A 23,139-nucleotide genomic window follows, 5' to 3' on the forward strand; every position below is an offset into this window, starting at 1 on the left:
AGGGACTCGCTGGCGACTGCACTTATGGGTGCGCATACGAAAAAGCCGACCTTAGGTCGGCTTTTCGATTAACCCTAATAACTCAGGGCTCTAATTGGTGGGCGGTACAAGGTTCGAACTTGTGACCCTTGCCGTGTGAAGGCAATGCTCTACCGCTGAGCTAACCGCCCGATGCTGCTGAGCCGCTCATTATAGGGCGGCAAAATTTCGCGTCAACGGGTTTCCATGAATTTCTTCACATCGTGTGCGTGGGCTTGTCCGAGTTCAGGGTGCCGGCCAGCGCGGTCTCGATCTTGTTGCGCACGTTCTCGCCTTCCTGGCCGTCGGCCAGCTGCACGCCGATGCCCGCCGCGCGGTTGCCCTGGGCGCCGGCCGGGGTCACCCAGATCACCTTGCCGGCTACCGGGAGGCGCTCGCTGGAGTCCGGCAGGGTCAGCAGCAGGAACACCTCATCGCCCAGGAAGTAGCGCTTGGGCGTGGGCACGAAGATGCCGCCGTTCTTCACGAACGGCATGTAGGCGCTGTACAGCGACGCTTTGTCCTTGACGGCCAGCGACAGGATGCCCTGGCGGGCGTTGGTGGCGCTCATGCTCTATTCCCCTTTACTTGCCGCTCGTTGACCTTGTTCCAGGCCAACAACAATTCCACCACCGCCAGGTCGGCGCGCACGGTGGTGCGCAACAGATCGCGGGTACGGTTGGCGGCGTCGAACCAGGCGCCCAGCTTGTGCAATCGCTCGGGATCGGTCAAGCCGCCGCCGGTGGCCTGGGCCAGCGCCAGATCGGCGGCGTGGCGCAGGCGCAGCGCGGCATGGTCGTCGGCGGTCCAGCGCTGGGCCAGTTCCACCGCGCCCGCGCGCCCGGCCACCAGCGCTTCCAGGTCGCTTGCCACCTGCCGGCGCAGGGCCAGACCGTCGTTGCGCAGCCAGTCGTCGGCCAGCCCGGGGTGGCCCCGGGCCGCGTCCAGCGCTTCGCGGGCGCTGGCTTCGCTGTGGCCCTGGGCCTGCAGCCAGGCCAGGCTTTCCTCGCGCGGCGGCAGTTTGAATTCAAGGCGCTGGCAGCGGCTGCGCACGGTGGCCGGCAGGCGCGCCGGGTCGCTGCTGATCAGCCACAGGTAGCGGCCGGGCTGCGGCTCTTCCAGGGTCTTGAGCAGCGCGTTGCAGGCGGCGCGGTTGATGGCGTCGGCCGGGTCCACCACCACCACCTGGGCAACGCCGTACTGCGGGGTGAGCGAGAGCTTCTGGGAGATCTCGCGCACCTGCTCGATGACGATTTCGGTGCGCAGCTTGTCGCCGGATTTGTTCGGAATGAACGAGACCAGCTGCAGGTCCGGGTGGGTGCCGGCGGCGATCAGCTGGGCGGCGCGCTGGGCGGCGGCCGGCTCGCCCCGGGTCAGGACGTGGCTGGCCATGCGCAGCGCCACCTCGCGCTTGCCCAGCCCGGCCGGGCCGCAGATCAGCAGGCCATGGCCCAGCCGGCCCGCGTCGAGCGCGGCGATGGTCTGGTCATAGGCGCGCTGCTGCCAGGGGGAAAACGTCTCACTCATTGGCCTGCTCCTGCGCCAGCCACGCTTCGATGGCGGCCACCACCTGGGCGGCCACGCCGGCCTGGTCCTGGCTGGCGTCGATGAGGCGGAAACGCGTGGGGTCCTGGGCGGCGCGCTCGCGGAACACGGCGCGCACGCGCTGGAAGAAATCGTCCTGCTCGCTTTCGATGCGGTCCGGCCACAGGTCGCGGCCGTTGGCGCGGGCGCGGCCCACGGCCACGTCCACATCCAGCAGCAGGGTCAGGCCGGGCAGCAGACCCACGGCGCGGCGTTCGAGCTCGGCGATCCAGGCCGCCTCCAGGCCACGGCCACCGCCCTGGTAGGCGTAGCTGGAATCGGTGAAGCGGTCGCTGAGCACGTAGCAGCCCCGGCGCAGCGCCGGTTCGATCACCTGGCGCACATGCTGGGCACGGGCGGCGAACACCAGCAGCAGTTCGGCCTCGGCGCTGAGCGGCTCGGCGGCGATCTCCGCGTCAGGGGTCAGCACCAGCGCGCGGATGCGCTCGGCCAGCGGGGTGCCGCCGGGTTCGCGGGTGAGCACTACCTCATGGCCCTGCGCCTGCAGGGCGCTGCGGATGGCGTTGAGCGCGGTGGTCTTGCCGGCGCCCTCGCCGCCTTCCAGGCTGATGAACCGCGGGTGGCGGCGCAGTGCGGGGCTCATTGCGGCGCCGCTTGCGGGTGGGCGCGCTGCTGGCGCAGCTGCTGCAGGTAACGGGCTACGGCGGCGTTGTGGTCGGTGTAGTTGGCCGAGAACACATGCGCGCCGCTGCCATCGCCCACGGCCACGAAGTACAGCGCGTCACCGGCTGCCGGGCGTGCAGCAGCCTGCAGGGCATCGCGCCCCGGCATGGCGATCGGCGTGGGGGTCAGCCCGGCGCGGGTATAGGTGTTGTACGGCGTATCGGTGGTGAGGTCGCGCTTGCGGATGTTGCCGTCGTAGCTGCTGCCGATGCCGTAGATCACGGTGGGGTCGGTCTGCAGGCGCATGCCCATCTTCAGGCGGCGCACGAACACGCCGGCAATCTGCGGGCGCTCGCTGGGCAGCGCGGTTTCCTTTTCGATGATGGAGGCCAGGATCAGCAACTCATACGGGGAATTCAGCGGCAGGTCGTCGGCGCGGCTTTCCCATGCGGCGGCCAGTTCCTTTTCCATGGCGGCGTGGGCGCGCTTGAGCACGTCCAGGTCGGTGTCACCGCGCTGGTAGACGTAGGTCTCGGGCAGGAAGCGGCCTTCCGGGTGCTGGCCGGCGAAGCCGAGCGCCTTCATCAGCGCGGCATCGTCCAGTTCGTCGGTCTTGTGGATCAGCGGATCGGCGCGCTTGAGCGCGGCGCGCAGCTGGCGGATGTTCCAGCCTTCAACGATGGTGACCCGGTGCTGCAGGGTGCGGCCCTGGCGCATGCGGGTGAGCAGTTCACGCGGGGTGAGCTTGGCATCCAGTGCATATTCGCCCACTTTGAGCTTGCCGGCGGCATCGAGCTGGCGCGCGAGCAGCTGCCACTGGGTGTCGTTGCCTTCATCCACGCCGGCGTCGCGCAGTTTGCGCACGACGGTCTGCAGGCCGTCGCCGGGGGCGATGACGACGCTGGGCTGGTCGGGGCTGATGGCGGTGTCGGCGAAGCCGCTCTGGCTGTGCCAGAACCATGCGCCGGCAGCGGCCAGGAGAAGTGCGCCTAGCAGCAGCACCGTCAATATGGCCAGACAACCCCGTTTCGCACCCGCCATGGTCACCTCTGTTGTTGAACGTTGTTGGCGCCGGCGCCGGCGCCGCACGACCAACGGCCGTGCGCTACCGACAGGATACCGCGCGGGTGGTGCACACACACTTGCGTCATTCCTGGCGGCCGAGCGCGCGCATCAGGCCGCGGGCCTTGGCGCGGGTTTCGTCCAGCTCCCTGGCCGCATCCGAGTCGACCACGATGCCGGCGCCGGTGCGGAAGGCAGCGTGGGTGCCGGCCACTTCGGCGGTGCGGATCAGGATGTTCAGATCCAGGTCGCCGTCGCGGTTCAGCCAGCCGAACGCGCCGGTGTAGGCGCCACGGGCAGTCTGTTCCAGCTCGGCGATGATCTGCATGCAGCGCACCTTGGGGCAGCCGGTGATGGTGCCGCCGGGGAAGGTGGCAGCAATCACCTGGCCCGGGCTCACGCCGGGACGCAGGCGGCCGCGCACGTTGCTCACGATGTGGTGCACGTGCGCGTAGCTTTCCACGCTCATCAGCTCGTCCACCTCGACGCTGCCGGGGGTGCAGATGCGGCCCAGGTCGTTGCGCTCCAGGTCGATCAGCATCACGTGTTCGGCACGCTCCTTGGGGTGGCCGACCAGTTCGCGGATGCGTTCGGCATCATCGTCGCCGGCGAAGCGCGGGCGCGTGCCGGCAATGGGGCGGGTCTGCACGTCATCGCCATGGACGGACACCAGACGCTCCGGCGAGGAGCTCACCACTGCCCTGCCCTGCGCAATGAACAGCCCGGCGAACGGCGCGGGGTTGGCCACGCGCAGCTGCGCGTACAGCGCCTGCGGTGACAGCACGTCATCGAAGTGCGCGACCCAGCGCCGCGACAGGTTCACCTGGAACACATCGCCGGCACGCAGGTAGTCGATGACCTTGCCGACGCCGTCGGTGAAGCGCGTCGGCGCGTCCTCTTCCATCCGCGCCGGGGGCTGCCACTGCGGCAGCGGCGGCAGCGTGGCGGTGGCCTCCAGGTCCAGCAGCAGCGTGTCCAGCTGGTCGGCGTGGTCGGTTTCGCACACGGCGTGGAACTGGCCCAGCACACGGTCGTGCAGTACGGCGGCCGGGCAGCGCAGGGCGAGTGCACCGGGCAGGCCGTCGGCGCGCGCAGGAAGACTCAGCACGGTTTCGATCTGGCCGGCCAGTTCGTAATCGAGCATCAGCGCCCAGCCGCCCCGGAACGGCAGGCCGGTTTCTTCGCGCGGCAGGCGCAGGGACTGCCAGTGCGCATCGAGCACGTCCAGGAAGGCGCCGCCATGCGCAGCACCGTGGTGGTCGCGCACCACGCCATCGGCATGCAGCGCCAGGGATTCACCGTTGCCCATCAACAGCAGGTCCCAGCGCCCCTGCGCGGTACCCGAGGCGGTGGATTCCATCAGCAGCGGATATCGCTCCGGCGCCAGCCGCTGCAGGGCCAGCAGGTCGGTGGTGTCGGGCAGCAGGCGGGTCTGGAACATGGCAGGACAACCAAAGTAAGTGCGGGGGCCAGATACACCAAGGCCGCCAAGATGGCGGCCCGGTGCGGTGGCGTTGGAAGGCGCGGTCAGACGCGCTTGAACACCAGCGTGCCGTTGGTGCCGCCGAAGCCGAAACCATTGGACATCACCACATCCACCTTGGCTTCGCGTGCGGTATTGGGCACGTAATCCAGGTCGCACCCCTCGCCCGCTTCGTGCAGGTTGATGGTGGGCGGAATGATGTTGTCGCGCAGCGCCAGCACCGAGAAGATGGCTTCCACGCCGCCGGCCGCGCCGAGCAGGTGGCCGGTCATCGACTTGGTGGAGCTGACCATCATTTTGTAAGCATGGTCACCGAAGGCGGTTTTCATGGCCATGGTTTCGCCGAGGTCGCCCAGCGGCGTGGAGGTGCCGTGCGCGTTGAGGTAGCCCACCTGGTCCGGGCTGACGCCGGCGTCCTTGAGGGCCATGGTCATGCAGCGGGCGGCGCCTTCGCCGTTTTCGCTCGGGGCGGTCATGTGGTATGCGTCGGAGCTGGCGCCGAAACCGGCCAGCTCGGCATAGATGCGCGCACCGCGTGCCTTGGCGTGTTCGTACTCTTCCAGGATCAGGATGCCTGCGCCATCGCCGAGCACGAAACCGTCGCGCTCCTTGTCCCACGGGCGCGAAGCTTCGGCCGGGGCGTCGTTGCGGGTGCTCATCGCCTTCATGGCGCAGAAGCCACCCACCGCGGTCGGCGAGGAGCCACGCTCGGCGCCGCCCACCACCATCACGTCCGCATCGCCATACTGGATCATGCGCATGGCGGTGCCGATGGAATGATTCGAGGTGGCGCAGGCCGACACCGCCGAGAACGACGGACCCTTCAGACCGGTGATGATGCTCAGCTGGCCGGGCAGCATGTTGATGATGGTCTTGGGCACGTAGAAGGGCGAGATCTTCCTGCCCTCGTGGAACTCGATGGTCTGTTCCTCGATGCCCAGCAGGCCGCCGATGCCCGCGCCGACGATGGCGCCGATGCGTTCGGCATTGCCGTCGGTGATCTCCAGGCCCGAATCGTTCAAGGCCATGAAGGCGGCACCAAGGCCGTAATGGATGAACGGGTCCATCTTCTTGGCATCCTTGCCACTGACCCGGAACTTGCCGAACTGTTCGTTGTCGGCGGTGATGTCGAAGTCCCTGACCTCACCTGCAATCTTGGTGGTGAAACGGTCCAGATAAGCCTGCGAAACGTTGGTCAGCGGGCCGATGCCGGAACGGCCTTCGGTGATGCCCTTCCAACTGGTGGCCAGATCATTGCCCAACGGCGAGACCATGCCCATGCCGGTAACGACGACGCGACGCTTCATTGCAGATTCTCCTGACCCGGGTGATACGGGGTTGACGCGGTGTAACGCTCAAAAGCACAGGGCCGCAAGCGCGGCCCCATGGGTTTGCCGCACGCGGTGGCGGCAACAACCGCTACCGCGCGCCAGCCGCCCGACATCACGCCTTGACGTGCGCCTTGACGTAGTCGATCGCAGCCTGGACGGTGCTGATCTTCTCGGCTTCTTCGTCCGGGATTTCGCACTCGAATTCTTCTTCCAGCGCCATCACCAGCTCAACGGTGTCCAGCGAGTCGGCACCCAGGTCATCGACGAACGATGCGGTGGTGACAACTTCTTCTTCCTTGACGCCAAGCTGTTCGACGACGATTTTCTTGACGCGTTCTTCGATGGTGCTCATTGGATATCGCTCCAGATGGAGTAGTGGTTCAAAAAGTGACGCCATCAAATGGCGATGGCCGTTGGATAGTGTAGTGGAAACCGAAGGCGCCTTGCATGACTGCAAAAATCCATTCAGATCAACCACTTGCGGTGCATTCCCTGCACCACATGCTCACGGCATGTACATGCCGCCGTTCACATGGAGGGTTTCGCCGGTGATGTAGCTGGCCGAGGGACCGGCCAGGAACGCCACCGCATTGGCGATATCGGAAGGCTCGCCCAGGCGTTCCAGGGCGATGGATTTGACCAGGCCGGTACGCTGTTCTTCCGGCAACGCCTTGGTCATGTCGGTGTCGATGAAGCCCGGCGCCACCACGTTGACGGTGATGCCGCGCGAGCCGATCTCCTTTGCCAGCGACTTGGAGAAGGCAATGATGCCGGCCTTCGCTGCAGCGTAATTGGCCTGGCCGGCATTGCCGGTCACGCCGATCACCGAGGCGATGTTGATGATGCGGCCCTTGCGCGCCTTCATCATGCCGCGGATGACGGCCTTCGAGGTACGGTAGACGCTGGTCAGGTTGGTGTCGAGGATGGCCTGCCAGTCCTCGTCCTTCATGCGCAGCAGCAGGTTGTCGCGGGTGATGCCGGCGTTGTTGACCAGGATGCTGATGGCGCCAAATTCCTTGGCAATGCCGTCCAGCACGGCCTCGAGCGCGGCCGGGTCGGTTACGTTCAGCGCGCGGCCGTGACCGCCTGCCGCCGCCAGGCGCTGACCAATCGCGGCAGCGCCGGATTCGGTGGTGGCGGTACCGATGACGGTCGCGCCCTGCGCGGCCAGCGTGTCGGCGATCGCCGCGCCAATGCCACGGCTGGCGCCGGTCACCAGTGCGATTTCACCCTGAAGGGGCTTGCTCATGCTCAGTTTCCTTTAACGGGGACCGGTCCGCAGCGCCGGCCCGGGGGCTGGCACGGGGAAGACGCGGTCGAAAGCCATCAGGCGGCCCAGGTCTCGCGGGCCGTCTCGAAGTCGGCGGGCGTGGACAGTGTGCGCGCATCCAGGCTCTTGTCGATGCGCTTGATCAATCCCGTCAGCACCTTGCCGGGGCCGCATTCGGCCACGCAGGTCACGCCGCGCGCGGCCAGGGCCTCGACGCAGCCGGTCCACTGCACCGGCAGGTACAACTGCTGGACCAGGGCGGTGCGGATGGCATCGATACCGTCGTGGACCTTGGCATCAACGTTCTGTACCACCGGCAGTGTCGGCACGCGCCAGTCCAGGCCGGCCATGGTTTCAGCCAGGCGGTTGGCCGCTTCGCGCATGAGCGGAGTGTGCGAGGGCACGCTGACGGCCAGCTTCACCGCCTTGCGCACGCCCTTTTCGGCGAGCAGCGCCAGGGCGCGGTCGACGGCGGCGGCGTCGCCGCCGATGACGATCTGGCCGGGCGAGTTGTAATTGGCGGGCACCACCACCTGGCTGCCGGAGGCCTGTTCGCAGACCTCCTTGACGAGGGCATCTTCGGCGCCGAGCACGGCGGCCATGGCGCCCACGCCGGTCGGCGCGGCGTCCTGCATCAGCTGGCCGCGCAGGCGCACCAGGTGCGCACCGTCCCGCAGCGACAAGGCGCCGGCGGCTACCAGGGCGGTGTACTCGCCCAGGCTGTGGCCGGCCAGCACGGCCGGCTGCGCACCGCCCACGGCCTGCCATGCGCGCCACACGCCAATGCTGGCGGCCAGCAGCGCCGGCTGGGTGTATTCGGTGCGGTTGAGCATCTCTTCCGGGCCGCCCTGCGACAGCGCCCAGAGGTCCACGCCGGCACCATCGGAGGCTTCGGTGAACGCTTCACGCACCTGCGGGTGCAGTTCAGCCAGTTCAGCCAGCATGCCCAGCGACTGCGAGCCCTGGCCCGGGAACACGAAAGCGAGATTGGAATCGGTCACGCGGAGTTCCGCCTGCAAAAATCGAACGGCGAATGATAAGGGGGAATACTGCGCTTCGTCTGTACTGGCGCGTATTGACCGCCCGGCCGGAACGCCAACCGCACCCCGCCGGCAGGTGCCGACCGTTGGTCGGCACGGCACTCAAACGAAGAGCTGCAGAATATCCAGATCACCATCGCTGAAGAAGTCGAAGCAGATCGCCACCAGCATCAACATGCCCAGCGTGGTGGCCCCATGCACGATCACGATGGCATGTGCCAGCGCGCGCGCCGACCGCCCCATCTTCATGCTGTAGCGGGCCAACCGCTGCAACCGGCCCGAGACCGCGTGCGCATGCGCCAGCACCGGGGCATCTTCGCCGTCCATGGCCGCGGCCATCAGCGCCTGCAGCTGCGCAGGGCGGTGTTCGTAGTACTTGGCCACGCCATAGCCGAACATCAGCCAGTCGCGGGCCTGGGCCTGGGCCAGGTCCATCACTTCCAGCGGATCTTCCTCGAAATCGATGAAGCCGATGGCCTGGCCATCCCAGGTCAGGTTGCGCGGCAGCGGCTGGCCGAAATAGGCACCCTTGGCGTGGGCAGCCACGATGGCCTGCATGGCCGCCGACACCAGCGCGTCGCGGCCGGCATCGTCGGCCTGGCGCAGACAGGTGTTGAAGGAGCGGCCGTTGTCGCCGAGGACCAGCGAGGCATGACCACTGCCGATTACGTGCGGCACATTCACCCCCTGAGCCTGCAGTTCGGCCAGTCGCCGCGCTTCGGTCTTGCGGGCGGCGTCGCCGCCGCGGTGCGGCGGTGGGCGCAGGGCGTCCAGCTGGAAGCGGTGGGCCACGAAGTCGAGCAGGCCCAGCGCGACCGCGCGGCTGCTCTCGCCGTACTGTTTCAGCCAGGCGCGCTGGCCCTCGATGACGATGGGTTCAACCATGACACACCTCCACAAATGCAAAACGGCCCCATCGGGGCCGTCTCGTATGAACCGATTAACATATCAATAACGCAGCAGCGCCGAACCCCAGGTGAAGCCGCCACCGAAGGCTTCCAGCAGCAGCAGCTGGCCGCGCTGGACCTTGCCCGAGCGCACCGCCACGTCCAGCGCCATCGGCACCGACGCAGAGGAGGTGTTGCCGTGCTTGTCCACGGTCACCACGACCTGGTCCATCGACATGTCCAGCCGCTTTGCGGTGGCTTCGATGATGCGCAGGTTGGCCTGGTGCGGGATCAGGAAGTCCAGGTCGGCCTTGGTCAGGCCGTTGGCATCGAGGGTTTCGTCCACGACCGAGTCCAGCGCCTTGACGGCGTACTTGAACACGTCGTTGCCCTTCATCAGGATCGCGCCGCGGGCCTGCTCGCCCTCGCCGAAGCCGGCCGAGACGCCCACCGGGTTCCACAGCAGTTCTTTCTTGCTGCCATCCGAATGCAGGTGGGTGCTCAGGATGCCGGTGTCTTCATCGGCCTTGAGCACCACCGCGCCCGCGCCATCACCGAACAGCACGCACGTGGTGCGGTCGTTCCAGTCGACGATACGGGTCAGGGTTTCCGCACCGATGACCAGCACATGGCGGGCATCACCGGAACGGATGAATTTGTCGGCCACGCCCAGCGCGAACACAAAGCCCGAACAGGCGGCGTTGACGTCAAAGGCAGGGCAGCCGGTCGCACCGAGCTTGGCCTGGATCAGGCACGCGGTGGACGGGAAGATCAGATCGGGGGTGGTGGTGCCCACCACGATCATGTCGAGCTGGGAAGCATCGATACCGGCTGCTTCCAACGCACGTACCGCGGCGTGGTAGCCGAGGTCGCTGGTGGTCTCCGTTTCGGCGGCGATGTGCCGCTCGCGGATACCGGTGCGCGTCTGGATCCACTCATCGCTGGTGTCGACCATTTTCTCCAGATCCTGGTTGGTCAACACTTTTTCGGGCAAGTAACTGCCAGTGCCCGCGATCCTCGAGTAGATCCGCTTGCTCATTGCATTTCCTGTAACGGAAGAAAGGGGTAAAGGCCGCTGCCCGACCGGGCAGCGGCCCTCACGAATCAATCTTCTTCGACGGCCGAGTTCGACTTGGTCGTGATCACCTTCTTGCCGCGGTAGAAGCCGTCAGCAGTGATGTGGTGACGCAGATGCACTTCGCCGGTGGTCGGGTCGGTGGACAGCTGCTTGGCGCTCAGGGCGTCATGCGAACGGCGCTGGCCGCGGCGGGACGGGGTAACACGGGATTTCTGCACAGCCATGGGATTGCTCCAAACTCGGTTCGTTTTTGCTTCGTCGTATCGTCGCGCAGGACGCCAGCGCCCAGCACAGTCTTCGCTTTCGCCGCAGCCGCCGACGACAATCCGGCTGCTATTGTTTCTTCAGCGCCGCCAATGCCGCGAACGGATTGGCCTTGCTCTGTTCTTCTTCGGTCGGTGCCCAGTCCCGGTCAACCGCTTCACCGTCGGGCGACAGCGGCACCACCGGCACGGCCAGGACCAGTTCGTCCTCGACCAGATCCAGCGGACGCAGGCTGCCGTCTTCGGGCACCAGCATCGCCTCGTACTCTTCCGGCAGCGAGGACTCTTCGTCTTCGCTGCGGATCAGGCCGAGCCGCTGCTTGACCGACACCGGCAGCAGGAAGCGCTGCAGGCTGCGCTGACAGATCAGCGGCAGCTCGGTATCGATGGTCAGATCCACATAGGATACCCGCAGGATGTCGTCGTGGCCGAATTCAAGCGCAAACGTGCACTTTCCCTCGGTATCGGCAACAAGGCCCTGCAGGCGGGTCATTTCTGCCAGTTCTACCTGACCGTCGAAGCACCTTCGTGCTGCGACCATCCGCCAGGCATCCAGCAATTCGGGCACGTTCGCGGACATAAGCCGCTGAATGTTAAGGATGCCATTGGCCGTTGTCAATTCCCCGCGACGCGCGGGCCTGCGGTAGAGTGCCGCCCACCCCTGTCACCCCGGTATTGTCGCATGCTTCCCCTGCTGCTGGCCTCCACGTCCCGCTACCGTCGTGAACTGCTGGAACGGCTGGGCCTGCCACTGGAGACCGCGCGACCGGACGTGGACGAGTCCCCGTTTCCGGGCGAAGCGCCACGCGCGCTGGCCGTCCGCCTGGCGCAGGCCAAGGCCGCTGACGTGGCGGCCCGTCACCCGGGGCGCTGGGTAATCGGCTCGGACCAGGTCGCAGACCTGAACGGGAACCCGCTGGGCAAGCCCGGCGATGTGTCGGGGGCACATGCGCAGCTGGCGGCAATGTCCGGGCAGACGGTGGCCTTCCATACCGCGATCTGCCTGATCTGCGACGACCGGGTGCTGGAGGCCTGCGACCTGACCGAAGTCCGGTTCCGGGCGCTTGGCGCGGACGAAATTGCCCGCTACGTGGCGGCCGAGCAGCCGCTCGACTGCGCCGGCAGCTTCAAATGCGAGGGACTGGGCATCACGCTGTTCGAGGCGATCGACAACCGCGACCCGACCGCTCTGATCGGGCTGCCGCTGATCACCCTCAGCGATCTGCTGCGCCAGGCCGGTTACACCTTGCCCTGAGCCCTCAGCGCAGCTGCAGGGCGCTCAGACAGGCCGCGTCCACCGGGCCGGTGGCCCAGCCCGTCCAGCGTCCGGCTTCAGCCAGCGCCAGCCCGACCGGGCGCTGCCCACACTGCAGGACCAGCCGCCTGGCGCTGCTGTCGGCATCGAAGTCGATGCGCCAGGCCACCCCTCCCAGTGCATTCTCGACCGGTACAAGTGCAACGCCGCCCATGGCAACGCCAGTGCCGGCCAGGCCGGCCCGCTCGCCCTGCAGGTAGCGGGTTTCCGGCCAGGCGAACATCGAGATGCGCTGCGCCTGCACTACCGGCAGTGCGGACAGCATTTCACCCACCACGGTTTCGCCATGGACCTGGGCCGGGTCCACCACGCCGGCCGCCACGGCGGTGGCGGTGGCGGTCGCCACGCGCTGCATGCCCAACCCCAGCATGCCCATCCAGACGGTACTGGGCAGCAATGCCAAGGCCAGCAGCAGGGCCACGCCGGCGACGCGGCGCGGGCGGCGTGGCCCGACCCGGACCACCGACCACAGCACCAGCCCGCACCAGAACAGCCACGACCACAGCACGTAACGCGGCGCGGAGAGCTGGTCGGGATAGTCGACGAAGTAGCCCATCCGGCCCAGCGCGATCAACGCGCCCACGGCCAGCCCGAACCAGGCCAAAGCCAACGCCAATACTTCACCGGCGCTCGCGGCGCGACCGCGCCGTCCACTACGCCAGCTCATTGCCAGCAGAGCGGCGACCCCGGCGACACCCAGCAGCAGGTGCGGCCAGCGCGCGCCCATCACCGGGCCGAACACCGCGTGATACCCGCGGGCCACGCCCACCGCAGCGGCGCGCAGCGGTGCCACCGGGAGCTGCTGTGCGATGGCCGGATCCAGCAGCGGCCACGCCGCGTAAATGAAAGGCGACGCCAGCCAACGCAGCACCAGGTCGAGCTGTGGCAGCGGCGCAAGTACCATGTCACTGCGCATGCCGGTGTTGCCCATGCCCAGGTGCACACCCACCGCCAGCGCGGCGCCGGTAACCAGGACCCCCCAGTGCTGCCACGGCGCGCGGCGCACGCCCAGCACCGCGGCAAAGCCGACGAATACCGCCACGCCACTGCCAAAGGAGAACGTGGCAGCCATCCCGCACAGCGCCGCCACCGCAGCGCCACGCCAGCTGCCACGCAGCAGCGCCGCGACGCCCGCGATCAACAGCGCGGTGATCAGGTAGGCATGCACGGTTTCATTGGCGTGGGTGAGCACGCGCTGGCCACCCACCCAGAACAGCGACAACGCACCTGTCAGCACCCCCGCTGCACGCACCACCGGCGCAGCCGCGTCGCGACGCAGGATGTACGCCATGCCTGCAAGTGACAGCAACGCCAGCAACATGCCGGTGATGATCTGCAGCCACTGGTTGCCGTGCAGCCACACCAGTTCGGCGTAACGCACCAGGTTGGGCAGGATTTCGCGGTGGCCATTGTCCGAGGCGAGCACGTTGCGTGGCCAGGGCAGCTCCAGCAGGCTCTGGGTAAATCGCCACGGGTCGGCATACAGCACGCGTGGGGCAAGCCATGCCATGGCCACCAGGCCCACGGCCGTGACCGCGAACGCGGCGCACCACAACAGGCGGGTCAATGGTGAAAGATCGCGCGGTGCGGTGGTGGCAGGTACGGCAACGGCGGAAAAGGCAGCAGCAGGCAACGCGTCGCGCATGGAATTTTTCTTCCGTGAAAAAATGCCGGCGCGATCAGCGCGCGGGGACGATGAAGGACTGTTCCTGCCACTGCTCCACGCTGCCATCGTTTCCGTACAGCGTCATGCCCAGCCAGTGTTTTCCCGGCGCGAGCCGGCGCGTGTCGAGCGTGGCATCGAAGGCCACGCGCGGGTGCTGCGGATCGGTGGAGATCTTCCACGCGGCCGTGATGTCATACGCGCGGCGGTACACCGCATCGCCCACGCGCTTGCCATCAATCAACAGTTCCACGCGCGACAACCCCACGCCGTCCTTGAACGCCCACCCGCGCACTTCCATGCGCCCGGCGACCTTCTCATCCTGCAGGGGGGCATCCAACCACGCCATGGCAGGGGTCACGCAAGGGCCATCGATGCGCTGTGCAGGCAGCTTGAACAGCAGGAAGCGCTGGTAGCCGTGGTCCTGGCTGACCACGCGCGGCGGCGGCAACGGGCCCACCTGCGCGCAGATGTCATGGTAGCGCTCCAGCAGGTCGCGGTAGCGCTGGTCACTGGGCGAGAGCACCAGCAGCATCGGCGCATCACGCCTGCCATCGTGCAGCAGGCCCCACAGTCCCAGCTGCGCAGTGCGACCGTGCTTGTCGTTGAGTGGGTGGCGCAGAACTTCGATACGCGGATCACGCAGCTGGAAGCCAAGTTCGGCCCCAACCTTGAAGTTGCCGGCCAGCACCCGCGTACCCGGCGGCATGCCCGCCAGTTCGGCGCGCACCTCATCGGCCAACGGCGCCCAGCCGGCGAAGTTGCGCGGGTAGTACTTGTCGCCGGCCAGCTGCTCGCGAAGCCCGGGACTGGAGGCCATCAGGTAATACAGGAACGCCAGCGCCAGTCCTGCCCCGGCCAGCCACCAGCCGGTGCGGCGCAGCCAGCGTGGCCAGCCATTGAGCACCACGGGCACCGCCACCAGCAGCGCCAGATAGCCGGGCAGCGGCCAATGGAAGCTGATGCGCTCCACGTCGGTGAAAAAGCCCAGCGCGAAGATCGCCAGCGTGGACACCGCACCGACCAGGCCGAAGTAGCGCCACTGGGCGCGCGCACCTCCGCCGGACCGGGTGCCGGCCAGGGCCACCTTCCACATCGCAACGCACAGGATCGGGGTGACCAGCATGGGCTGGATCACCAGAAACCACAGGCCACTCCACTGGAATGCCCACGGATGCCGTTCGACCACCTGGAACTTCAGGCCGGCATCCTGGTTGTCGGCATTCCATGCCAGCAGCGGCAGCCAGGCCATCACGCCCACCGCCAGTGCCACCCATACGCGCGGATCACGCAGGGTGCGCCGCCCCTGCGGCAGCAGCAGCAGCGCGATGAAACCGACCACGATCACGCCGATGAAGCGGTAATGGCTCAACGCACCGATCACCAGTCCCAACGCCAGCTTGACCGCAGCGGCCGCATCGACATTGCGCAGCAGGCGCGCACCAGCATCCAGGCACAGCACCGCCGCCAGCGCCATCGGCACATCGGGCACGGCCAGCATGCCCAGGGTGGCCGACAGTGGCATCAACACGGTCAGGCTGCCGGCCTGCCAGCCCGCTACCGCTCCAAACCAGCGGGTGGCGATGCGTGACACCAGCCACGGCAACATCGCCCCGATGGCAAGGAACGGCAGGCGCAGCGCAAGTACGTGGTTGCCGCCCAGCTCCACGCCCAGGCGTGCCAGCCAGGCGGTCAGCCCGGGCAGATCGGAATAGGCGGCGGCCAGGTGCTGGCCTTCCTGCCAATAGAACGCTTCGTCCACGAACAGGGGCAGACGCGCGGCCACCACGAGCTTGACGGCCGTGATGAGCGTCCATAACAGCAAAAAAATCGTGCGTGCGCGTTGTTCGCCCTGCATTGCTCTATAGAATCGAAGGAATCATCGACACGAGACGAACATGGATACTTCGCCCCGCGTGCCCGCCATGCTACCCGAAGAACTGCGACAGTCCCTGCGCAGCGCGCAGGATCAGGTCAATGGGCTGGTGCTGGGCAAGGCCCATGAAGTCCGCCTGGCATTCGTCGCGCTGCTCTCCGGTGGGCACCTGCTGATCGAGGATCTGCCCGGGCTGGGCAAGACCACGCTGGCCCACGCGCTGGCATCAAGCCTGGGCCTGGGCTTCCAGCGCGTGCAGTTCACCTCCGACCTGCTGCCCGCCGATGTGCTCGGTGTCTCCGTTTACGAGGCCACCAGCCGCCAGTTCCAGTTCCATCCAGGCCCGGTCTTCACGCATGTGCTGCTGGCCGATGAAATCAACCGCGCACCGCCACGCACGCAGAGCGCGCTGCTCGAAGCGATGGCCGAGCAACAGGTGACGCTCGATGGCGTGACCCATCCGCTGCCGGATCCGTTCTTCGTGATCGCCACCCAGAACCCGGTGGACCTTTCGGGCACGTTCCCCCTGCCCGACTCCCAGCTCGACCGCTTCCTGCTGCGGCTTGCACTCGGTTACCCCAACCCCGAATCCGAGCGCGAGCTGCTGCGGGGCACCGACCGCCGCCACCTGATCGCACAGGCCACCGCCTGCCTGGATGACAACCAGGTACGCGCACTGCGCGACGCCGTCAGCCAGGTACATGCCAGCGAGGCCCTGATCCAGTACGTACAGGCGCTGTTGGCGCGCAGCCGCCAGCACACCGGTGTGCGGGTGGGCCTGTCGCCGCGTGCCGGCCTGGCGCTGCTGCGCGCAGCCAAGGCGCATGCGCTGCTGCTGGGCCGCGGCCATGTGGTGCCCGAAGACGTGCAGACCCTGTTCATTGCGGTGGCCGGGCATCGTCTGGTGCCCGAAGCCGAAGCCAGCAGCGGACCGGCGCTGGCCCGCGCCATCCTTCAGACCGTACCGGTGGACTGAGTGCGCAGCGGCTGGGGAGATCGCTGGCGCAGGCTGGTGCTGATGGCCCGGCCCCGGCAGCCGGAGCGCCTGCCGCGCCGGCTGGACCGCCGCCGCATCTATGTGCTGCCTACCCGCTTTGGCCTGTTCGTCGCGCTGTTGCTGGTCGCGATGCTGCTGGGTGCGCTCAACTACAACAACAATCCCGCGCTGCTGCTGGCGCTGCTGCTGGCCACGGTGGCCATCGCCAGCACGCTCAGCGCGCACCTGCAGCTGTCGGGCCTGCAGGTCGATGCGGTGTCGGCCGAACCGGTGGTGGCCGGCGCCACGCTTCGCCTGCGCATCAACCTGTCGCGTGCCGATGCGCGCGTGCGTCGGGGGCTGGAGCTGGCGCTGGGCGACAGCCGCGGATACGGGCATCTGGTGGATACCGATCAGATCGAAGTAGACCTTTCCCTGCCCACCGGGCGTCGCGGCTGGATGGACGTGGAGCGCATCCGCATTGCCACCACGCAACCCCTTGGGCTGGTGCGCGCATGGTCGTGGGTGTGGCCCGATACGCCGTTGCTGGTCTACGCCGCACCCGAGCAGCAGCCACCGCCACTGCCCGAAGGCGATGGCGACCCGCTGCACACCCGCGTGCACGCAAGCGGGGATGAGCTGCACCAGCTGCGCCCGTATCGACCGGGCGACCCGCAGCGAAGCATTTCCTGGAAGCACTCCGCACGCCGCGACACGCTGCTGGTACGGGAGTACGAAAAGCCGGTGGGAGTGGACATCCTGCTCGACTGGCGGCAGATGGGATCACTGCCGCTGGAAGTGAAGATCTCGCGGCTGGCACGCTGGGTCGACCTTGCCGAACGCGAAGGTCGCCGTTACACACTGCAGCTTCCCGGCCAACCGGTGTTGGGCCCCGGCCAGGGCAGCAGCCACCACCACCTTTGCCAACGCGCCCTGGCGCTGATGCCGCATGGCTGAATCTTCCGCCTCGCTGCTGTCTCCCGCCGCCCGCCGCTGGACCCTGGCCAGCGCGGCGCTGGCGCTGGTGCCGCTGCTGCTGCAACTCCCGCCGCTGCTGGCCAGCGTATTCGCACTGGCGGCGGTGCTTACCGCGCTGGTGTCCGGGCATCGGGTGCTGCCCGGCCCGGTCCGCGTGCTGCTGGTGCTGGGCATGCTGGCCGCCATCTACTGGCAGATGGGTGCCCGCCCGGGGCGCGATACGGGGTGTGCACTTCTGGGAGCGATGCTGGCACTGAAATCCAGCGAGCTGCGTAGCCTGCGCGATGCGCGCAGCCTGCTGGGGTTTGCACTGTTTGCCCCGTTCTCGGCATTTCTGCTCGACCAGGGACCGCTGACGATGGGATTGGCGGTGCTCGCCGCCATGGCCACGCTGCTCACATTGCAGGGCCTGGCGCGCGCCGAAGGGCATGCCGCCGGCGCGACCCTGGCTGAACAGCTGCGCGGCGTGGGCAAGCTGGTAGCGATGGGCCTGCCGTTGGCGCTGGCTGGGTTCTGGCTGTTCCCGCGCCTGAGCGAACCGCTATGGGGGCTGCCGGACCGCGCGGTGGGCAAGCCCGGCCTGTCCGACCACATGGAACCGTCAGAGTGGCTGGACCTGATGGCCGACGATGCGACCGCGCTGCGGGTGAGCTTCGTCGGCGCGGCGCCACCGCCCGAGCAGCGCTACTGGCGCGGCCCGGTGATGACCCGCTTCGATGGCCGGCGCTGGGACCGCGACCCCTACAGCGAGCGACGCCCGCCACCGCCGGTGGCCCGCGGCGCGGCACGCTGGGACTATCAGATCGACTACGAGCCCACCGACCGCCGCCAGCTGGTGGCGCTGGACCTGCCGCTGCAGGCACCGGCCGGTACCACGCTGGATGGCACCTACAGCCTGCGCAGCGATCGCAGCCTGTCGGCGCTGACCCGGTGGCGCCTGCAATCGGCCCCGGCAGCGGCCTACACCGAACCGCTCAGCGCGTTCCAGCGCCAGTTGGCGCTGCAGCTGCCACCCGACCTCAATCCGCGTACGGCGGCACTGGGCCAGCAGTGGCGGCAGGAGGCGGGCGGCAACGATGCGGCGATCGTGGCGCGGGCGCTTGACTGGATCCGTTCGCGCTTTGCCTACACGCTGTCCACTCCGGCACCGGGCCGGAACAGCGTGGATGAGTTCCTGTTCGACCAGCAGGCCGGCTACTGCCAGCACTTCAGTTCGTCGTTCGTGGTGCTCATGCGCAACGCCGGCATTCCCGCGCGTGTAGTCACCGGATTTGCCGGCGGCCAGCGCAATCCCTACGGTGACTACTACGTAGTGCGGCGCATGGATGCGCACGCCTGGGCCGAAGTGTGGCTGCCACAGCGCGGCTGGGTTCGGGTGGACCCCACCGCGGCCGTCGCGCCAGAGCGTATTTACGACACTCTGGAAGACCGTCTTGGTGCCGGCGCAGGCACCGCGCTGGAAAGCCGCTGGCTGCAGTTGGGCCAGGTAGGCGATTTCCTGCGCCGGGGCTGGAACGACCTGGTGCTGTCGTTCGATGCCAACCGCCAGCGGCAGCTGCTGCGCCCGCTGGGGATCGACGCGCTGGAGCCGGCACAGCTGGTGGCTGTTTTCATTGCCTTCGCAGGCGTCGCGCTAGGCTGGATGGCATGGCTGCTGGCCCGAGGGGAGCGCGAGCGCGATCCCCTGCTGCGGGCCTGGCACCGGCTGGGGCGGCGCTACGCGCGGCATGGCCTGGCCCGGGAACCTGCGGAAACCGCCATGGACTGGGCGCAGCGCGTGCACCGACTACGCCCTGACCCGGCGTTGATTCCGCTCAGCCAGCGTTTCGTTCACGCGCGCTACGCTGGCGCTGAGCTCGACCCTTCACTCGTGCGCGACCTGCACAGGCATCGCCCGTCCACCGGAGCAACCTCATGAACGTCAAGATCCTGCTTCCCCTTGCCGCGTCGCTGGCGCTGGCCGCCTGTGCCACGGCGCCCAAACCGTTGCAGGGCCAGTTCAGCGTGGTCAGCCCACGCGATTCGGTCGCCACCCAGCAGGTGGGCACGCCGGTGCGCTGGGGCGGCCGCATCATCGAAACCACCCCCGGCCAGGGCCAGACCTGCTTCCAGCTGCTGTCGCGACCGCTCAACGCCAGCGGCCGCCCGAACACCAGCTCCAATGACGCCAGCGATGGCCGCTTCGTGGCCTGCCGTGCCGGCTTCTACGACCCGGCCGTGTTCGAGGAAGGCCGCGACGTGACCTTCATCGGCAAGATCGCCGGCTACGAGAACACCCGCATCGGCGATTACGACTACCGCCTGCCCAAGCTGGAGGCCGACGTGATCTACCTGTGGCCGGAACAGCGCCAGGTGGATGTCGTGCCGGTCTACCCCTATGGCCCGTGGGGCCCGGGTTGGGGTCCCGGCTGGGGCTACCGCGGTTGGGGTTGGTGGTAACTCCAGCACTGAAAAAAACCGCCCTTCCGGGCGGTTTTTTTTGGCTCATCCCGCAGGCGTTCCGAAATGTCCCAGCGGCGCGCCGGCCAGCAGGTGCAGGTGGATATGGAACACGGTCTGCCCGGCATGCTCGCGGCAGTTCATGACGATGCGGTAGCCATCCTGCGCGAAGCCCTCGCGCCGTGCGTATCCGGCGGCCGCCAACGCCAGCTTCCCGATCAGGTGGGCCTGGGAAGGCTGCACGTCATCGAGCGTGGGAATGGCTTCGTTCTTGGGAATGAACAGCACGTGCACCGGCGCCTGCGGCGCGATGTCCTTGAACGCCAGCACCTCGTCATCTTCGTAGACGATGGTGGCCGGAATTTCGCGGCGGATGATCTTTCCGAACAGGGTGTCCTGGGTCATTGCATCACCTGATGTCTGGGTAGACCGGCCAACCGCCGGCGCTACCGGTTAGGTTGCTTCGGTACGGGTACCGAACGCGTGTGACAGCGTGCCGCGATCCACATATTCCAGCTCGCCGCCCAGCGGCAGGCCCTGCGCCAGGCGGCTGGGCCGCACCTTGTGCGCACGTGCGAGCTGCGCCAGGTAATGCGCGGTGGCCTCGCCTTCCACGGTGGCGCTGGTTGCGATGATCAGCTCCTGCACCTCGCCCTGCCCCAGCCGTGCCTCCAGCTGGTCCAGGCCGAGCTCGCGCGGGCCGACGCCGTCCAGCGGCGACAGCCGCCCCTGCAGCACGAAGTACACGCCGCGGAAACCCGTGGCGGTTTCGATGGCCAGCCGGTCGGCCGGTGATTCCACCGCACACAGCTGCTGGCGCTCGCGGCTGCCATTGGCGCATACCGCGCAGATCTCGGTTTCACTGAAATCGCGGCACTGCGCGCAATGGCCGATGCGTTCGATCGCCCTGGCCATCACCTCGGCCAGCTTTTTCCCGCCCTCACGCTCGCGCTCCAGCACGTGGTACGCCATGCGCTGGGCGGTCTTCTGACCGACCCCGGGCAACACCCGGAAGGCTTCGATCAGCTGTTCGAGCAGGGGCAGGCTCACGCTTAGAACGGCAGCTTCATGCCAGGCGGCAGCTGCATGCCGGCCGTGGCCGAGCCCATGCGGTTCTTCGATTCGGCATCGATCTTGTTGGAGGCATCATTGAAGGCGGCTGCCACCAGGTCTTCGGTCATTTCCGCATCGGACAGGATCGACGGATCGATGCGCACCTTGCGGCACTCCTTGGCGCCGGTCAGGGTCACGCTGACCATGCCGCCGCCGGCGCTGCCGGTGACTTCCAGCTTGGCGAGTTCTTCCTGGGCCTTCTGCAGGTTTTCCTGCATCTTCTGGGCCTGCTGCATCAGTTGGGCGATGTTGCCGCGCATGTCGTATCACTCATCAAAAGGACGGATGGAATCGGTCACGACCCGCGCGCCATGCTGCTGGATGAGCAGCTGCACCGACGGGTCGGCCATGAAGGCGGCTTCGGCCGCCTGCTGTCGCTCGCCACGCTGGCGGTCGGAACGCTGGTGCAGCGTTTCGGCCTCGGCGTTGCCATGTTCGATCACGATCTTCGGGGTCATCCCGAGCGGGCCGGACAGGGCCTCGGTCAGGGCCGCCAGCGAACGGTCCGAGCACAGGTACTCAAATCCGGGCGATACGGCCAGTTTCAAGACGCCGTGCTGGAATCCGATGAAGGCCGCATGCGCGGCGAGCTGGCGCGACGGACCATTCAGCGGGCTCTGGGCAACCAGTTCCAGCCAGGTTTCGGCCGACGCCAGCGCGACCGGGCCGGAATGGACGGGCGCGGGCAAAGGGCTGATGGCGATGCCCTGCGGGCGCGGCGACGGCGCGGCAGGCACCACAGGACGAGCCGGCGGTGCTTCCCACGGCGCGGCCATGGCGGCGTCCGGGCTGGCCAGTTCCACGGCCAGGGCTTCGTCGCGGTGGTCGCTGCCGGCCTGGTGCCACGGCGGCAGATCGTCGTCGGCAGGTTCCGCTACCGGCGCAGGTGTCGGTTTCGGCGCGGCCGGGGCGACCACGGGCGCCGCAGGGGCCACCGGCGCCGAAGCCGTCACGGGCACGGCCGCCGGCGCGGCGGCCATGCCACCGTGCTCGGCACCGCGCGAACCGCTGCCCACTTCGGTACCGGTGCCCGGGTCACGCGGCACCGGCGGTACCGCAGCGGCCGGGCGGAACGCCAGCATGCGCAGCACGGCCATTTCAAAGCCGGCGCGCGGGCTGGGCGCCAGATGCAGGTCGCGGCGGCCACTGAGTGCCATCTGGTACCAGAGCTGCACCACTTCCGGGCGCAGGCGCTGGGCGAAGGCGGCGGCGTCGATGCCCTCGCCGTCGGCCTGGGCGCCGGGCACCAGCTGCTGCACCTGGATGCGGTGCAGGGCTTCGGCCAGCGCTTCCAGCACGCCGCTCCAGTCCGGCGAGAATTCGGCCAGCGCGGCCACCACCTGCAGCAGGCGCACGCCATCGCCGTCAGCCAGGGCCTCCAGCATGGCCGCCACCTGGGTGCGATCCACGGTGCCCAGCATGGTGCGCACCACATCTTCGCGCAGCGCGCCACCGGCATAGGCGATGGCCTGGTCGAGCAGCGACAGGCCATCACGCAGGCTGCCGTCGGCGGCCTTGGCCAGCTGCACGATCGCGGTCGGGTCGGATTCGATCTCCTCGGCGGCCAGGATCCGGGTCATCTGGCCCTGGATCTGGTCCTCGTCCAGCCGCTTGAGGTTGAACTGCAGGCAGCGCGACAACACCGTGACCGGCAGCTTCTGCGGGTCCGTGGTGGCCAGCAGGAACTTCACGTGTTCCGGCGGTTCTTCCAGCGTCTTCAGCAGCGCATTGAACGCCGCCTTGGACAGCATGTGCACTTCGTCGATCAGGTAGACCTTGTACTTGCCGCGCGAGGGCATGTACTGGGCGTTCTCGATCACCTCGCGGACATCATCCACGCCGGTGTTGGACGCGGCATCGATCTCCAGCAGGTCGATATAGCGCCCGGAATCGATATCCAGGCAGGCCGGGCACTGGCCGCAGGGATCGGCGCTGGTGCCCTGTTCGCAATTGAGCGACTTGGCAAAAATGCGCGCGATGGTGGTCTTGCCGACCCCTCGGGTACCGGTAAACAGGAATGCGTGGTGCACCCGGCCGCTGTCCAGCGCATTGCTGAGCGCACGGACCACGTGTTCCTGGCCTACCAGCTCGGCAAAACGCTTGGGACGCCACTTGCGGGCAAGGACGAGATAGGACATC

At 67.7% G+C, this 23,139-nt stretch carries 24 protein-coding genes and 1 tRNA gene; 5 read left to right on the plus strand and 20 right to left on the minus strand.

Going from position 1 to position 23,139, the window contains the following annotated elements; genetic code table 11:
• Window positions 1-95: 95 nt before the first annotated feature.
• The 14 genes from ACTJI4_RS12700 to ACTJI4_RS12765 all read right to left on the minus strand — a co-directional run bounded on the left by ACTJI4_RS12700 (window position 96) and on the right by ACTJI4_RS12765 (window position 11,220).
• Window positions 96-170 (minus strand) — tRNA-Val (locus ACTJI4_RS12700).
• 65 nt (window positions 171-235) lie between these two features.
• A complete protein-coding gene (locus ACTJI4_RS12705) occupies window positions 236-589 on the minus strand; it encodes a PilZ domain-containing protein (protein WP_392915234.1) in 354 nt (117 codons plus the stop codon).
• Entirely contained in the window at window positions 586-1,545 is a 960-nt protein-coding gene (locus ACTJI4_RS12710; RefSeq protein WP_440869534.1) for a DNA polymerase III subunit delta', read from the minus strand. The genes ACTJI4_RS12705 and ACTJI4_RS12710 overlap by 4 nt, the downstream gene beginning before the upstream one ends.
• Window positions 1,538-2,206, minus strand: a complete 669-nt coding sequence (gene tmk, locus ACTJI4_RS12715; protein ID WP_440869535.1) for a dTMP kinase — start codon at window positions 2,204-2,206, stop codon at window positions 1,538-1,540. Before tmk ends, ACTJI4_RS12710 begins: the two co-directional genes overlap by 8 nt.
• Window positions 2,203-3,267 (minus strand): endolytic transglycosylase MltG, encoded by a 1,065-nt coding sequence (gene mltG, locus ACTJI4_RS12720; RefSeq protein ID WP_440869536.1) that lies wholly within the window; start codon window positions 3,265-3,267, stop codon window positions 2,203-2,205. The genes tmk and mltG overlap by 4 nt, the downstream gene beginning before the upstream one ends.
• A gap of 106 nt (window positions 3,268-3,373) precedes the next feature.
• Window positions 3,374-4,729, minus strand: a complete 1,356-nt coding sequence (locus tag ACTJI4_RS12725; protein WP_440869537.1) for an aminodeoxychorismate synthase component I — start codon at window positions 4,727-4,729, stop codon at window positions 3,374-3,376.
• A gap of 86 nt (window positions 4,730-4,815) precedes the next feature.
• On the minus strand, window positions 4,816-6,078 hold the full coding sequence (gene fabF / locus ACTJI4_RS12730; protein ID WP_440869538.1) for a beta-ketoacyl-ACP synthase II: 1,263 nt from the start codon (window positions 6,076-6,078) through the stop codon (window positions 4,816-4,818).
• A gap of 136 nt (window positions 6,079-6,214) precedes the next feature.
• Window positions 6,215-6,454, minus strand: coding sequence for an acyl carrier protein (gene acpP, locus ACTJI4_RS12735; RefSeq protein ID WP_068849637.1), 240 nt, complete (start codon window positions 6,452-6,454; stop codon window positions 6,215-6,217).
• 153 nt (window positions 6,455-6,607) lie between these two features.
• Complete coding sequence (gene fabG, locus ACTJI4_RS12740) at window positions 6,608-7,351, minus strand: 3-oxoacyl-ACP reductase FabG (protein ID WP_392915217.1); 744 nt, start codon at window positions 7,349-7,351, stop codon at window positions 6,608-6,610.
• Window positions 7,352-7,428: 77 nt separating this feature from the next.
• Window positions 7,429-8,373: an ACP S-malonyltransferase gene (gene fabD / locus ACTJI4_RS12745; protein ID WP_392915214.1), complete on the minus strand. Its 945-nt coding sequence runs from the start codon at window positions 8,371-8,373 to the stop codon at window positions 7,429-7,431.
• Window positions 8,374-8,514: 141 nt separating this feature from the next.
• Window positions 8,515-9,297, minus strand: coding sequence for a serine/threonine protein phosphatase (locus ACTJI4_RS12750; RefSeq protein ID WP_392915211.1), 783 nt, complete (start codon window positions 9,295-9,297; stop codon window positions 8,515-8,517).
• Window positions 9,298-9,360: 63 nt separating this feature from the next.
• Complete coding sequence (locus ACTJI4_RS12755) at window positions 9,361-10,338, minus strand: beta-ketoacyl-ACP synthase III (RefSeq protein WP_392915208.1); 978 nt, start codon at window positions 10,336-10,338, stop codon at window positions 9,361-9,363.
• A gap of 65 nt (window positions 10,339-10,403) precedes the next feature.
• Entirely contained in the window at window positions 10,404-10,601 is a 198-nt protein-coding gene (gene rpmF, locus ACTJI4_RS12760) for a 50S ribosomal protein L32 (protein WP_068849629.1), read from the minus strand.
• Between the two features lie 109 nt (window positions 10,602-10,710).
• A complete protein-coding gene (locus ACTJI4_RS12765; protein ID WP_392915203.1) occupies window positions 10,711-11,220 on the minus strand; it encodes a YceD family protein in 510 nt (169 codons plus the stop codon).
• Between the two features lie 102 nt (window positions 11,221-11,322).
• On the opposite strand from ACTJI4_RS12765, the gene ACTJI4_RS12770 reads away from it, so the two are divergent.
• Window positions 11,323-11,895 (plus strand): Maf family protein, encoded by a 573-nt coding sequence (locus tag ACTJI4_RS12770; protein WP_440869539.1) that lies wholly within the window; start codon window positions 11,323-11,325, stop codon window positions 11,893-11,895.
• 4 nt (window positions 11,896-11,899) lie between these two features.
• Here the strand turns inward: ACTJI4_RS12770 and ACTJI4_RS12775 are convergent, their stop codons facing one another.
• The gene (locus ACTJI4_RS12775) at window positions 11,900-13,600 is read right to left on the minus strand and encodes a hypothetical protein (RefSeq protein ID WP_440869540.1); all 1,701 of its coding nucleotides are present in this window, start codon (window positions 13,598-13,600) and stop codon (window positions 11,900-11,902) included.
• A gap of 34 nt (window positions 13,601-13,634) precedes the next feature.
• Window positions 13,635-15,476, minus strand: coding sequence for a glycosyltransferase family 39 protein (locus ACTJI4_RS12780; RefSeq protein ID WP_440869541.1), 1,842 nt, complete (start codon window positions 15,474-15,476; stop codon window positions 13,635-13,637).
• 40 nt (window positions 15,477-15,516) lie between these two features.
• Here ACTJI4_RS12780 and ACTJI4_RS12785 point away from each other — a divergent pair, with 40 nt between their 5' ends.
• The 4 genes from ACTJI4_RS12785 to ACTJI4_RS12800 are packed head-to-tail and all read left to right on the plus strand — an operon-like array spanning window position 15,517 to window position 19,887.
• Window positions 15,517-16,470 carry an AAA family ATPase gene (locus ACTJI4_RS12785; protein WP_392915192.1) on the plus strand — a complete coding sequence of 318 codons (954 nt, stop codon included), beginning with the start codon at window positions 15,517-15,519 and terminating at the stop codon, window positions 16,468-16,470.
• A gap of 42 nt (window positions 16,471-16,512) precedes the next feature.
• On the plus strand, window positions 16,513-17,427 hold the full coding sequence (locus ACTJI4_RS12790; protein WP_392915189.1) for a DUF58 domain-containing protein: 915 nt from the start codon (window positions 16,513-16,515) through the stop codon (window positions 17,425-17,427).
• Window positions 17,420-19,366: a transglutaminase TgpA family protein gene (locus ACTJI4_RS12795; RefSeq protein ID WP_392915186.1), complete on the plus strand. Its 1,947-nt coding sequence runs from the start codon at window positions 17,420-17,422 to the stop codon at window positions 19,364-19,366. Before ACTJI4_RS12790 ends, ACTJI4_RS12795 begins: the two co-directional genes overlap by 8 nt.
• A complete protein-coding gene (locus tag ACTJI4_RS12800; protein ID WP_440869542.1) occupies window positions 19,363-19,887 on the plus strand; it encodes a Slp family lipoprotein in 525 nt (174 codons plus the stop codon). The genes ACTJI4_RS12795 and ACTJI4_RS12800 overlap by 4 nt, the downstream gene beginning before the upstream one ends.
• Before the next feature lie 45 nt (window positions 19,888-19,932).
• On the opposite strand, the gene ACTJI4_RS12805 is transcribed toward ACTJI4_RS12800, so the two are convergent.
• The 4 genes from ACTJI4_RS12805 to dnaX are packed head-to-tail and all read right to left on the minus strand — an operon-like array spanning window position 19,933 to window position 23,138.
• Window positions 19,933-20,292 (minus strand): histidine triad nucleotide-binding protein, encoded by a 360-nt coding sequence (locus ACTJI4_RS12805; protein ID WP_392915180.1) that lies wholly within the window; start codon window positions 20,290-20,292, stop codon window positions 19,933-19,935.
• Window positions 20,293-20,340: 48 nt separating this feature from the next.
• Entirely contained in the window at window positions 20,341-20,937 is a 597-nt protein-coding gene (recR, locus tag ACTJI4_RS12810; RefSeq protein WP_392915177.1) for a recombination mediator RecR, read from the minus strand.
• Window positions 20,938-20,939: 2 nt separating this feature from the next.
• Complete coding sequence (locus tag ACTJI4_RS12815) at window positions 20,940-21,260, minus strand: YbaB/EbfC family nucleoid-associated protein (protein ID WP_145478448.1); 321 nt, start codon at window positions 21,258-21,260, stop codon at window positions 20,940-20,942.
• A gap of 6 nt (window positions 21,261-21,266) precedes the next feature.
• Window positions 21,267-23,138 (minus strand): DNA polymerase III subunit gamma/tau, encoded by a 1,872-nt coding sequence (gene dnaX / locus ACTJI4_RS12820; RefSeq protein ID WP_440869543.1) that lies wholly within the window; start codon window positions 23,136-23,138, stop codon window positions 21,267-21,269.
• Window position 23,139: the final 1 nt, after the last annotated feature.

The organism is Stenotrophomonas sp. 22385 (genome assembly GCF_052045085.1).
Taxonomy (GTDB): domain Bacteria; phylum Pseudomonadota; class Gammaproteobacteria; order Xanthomonadales; family Xanthomonadaceae; genus Stenotrophomonas.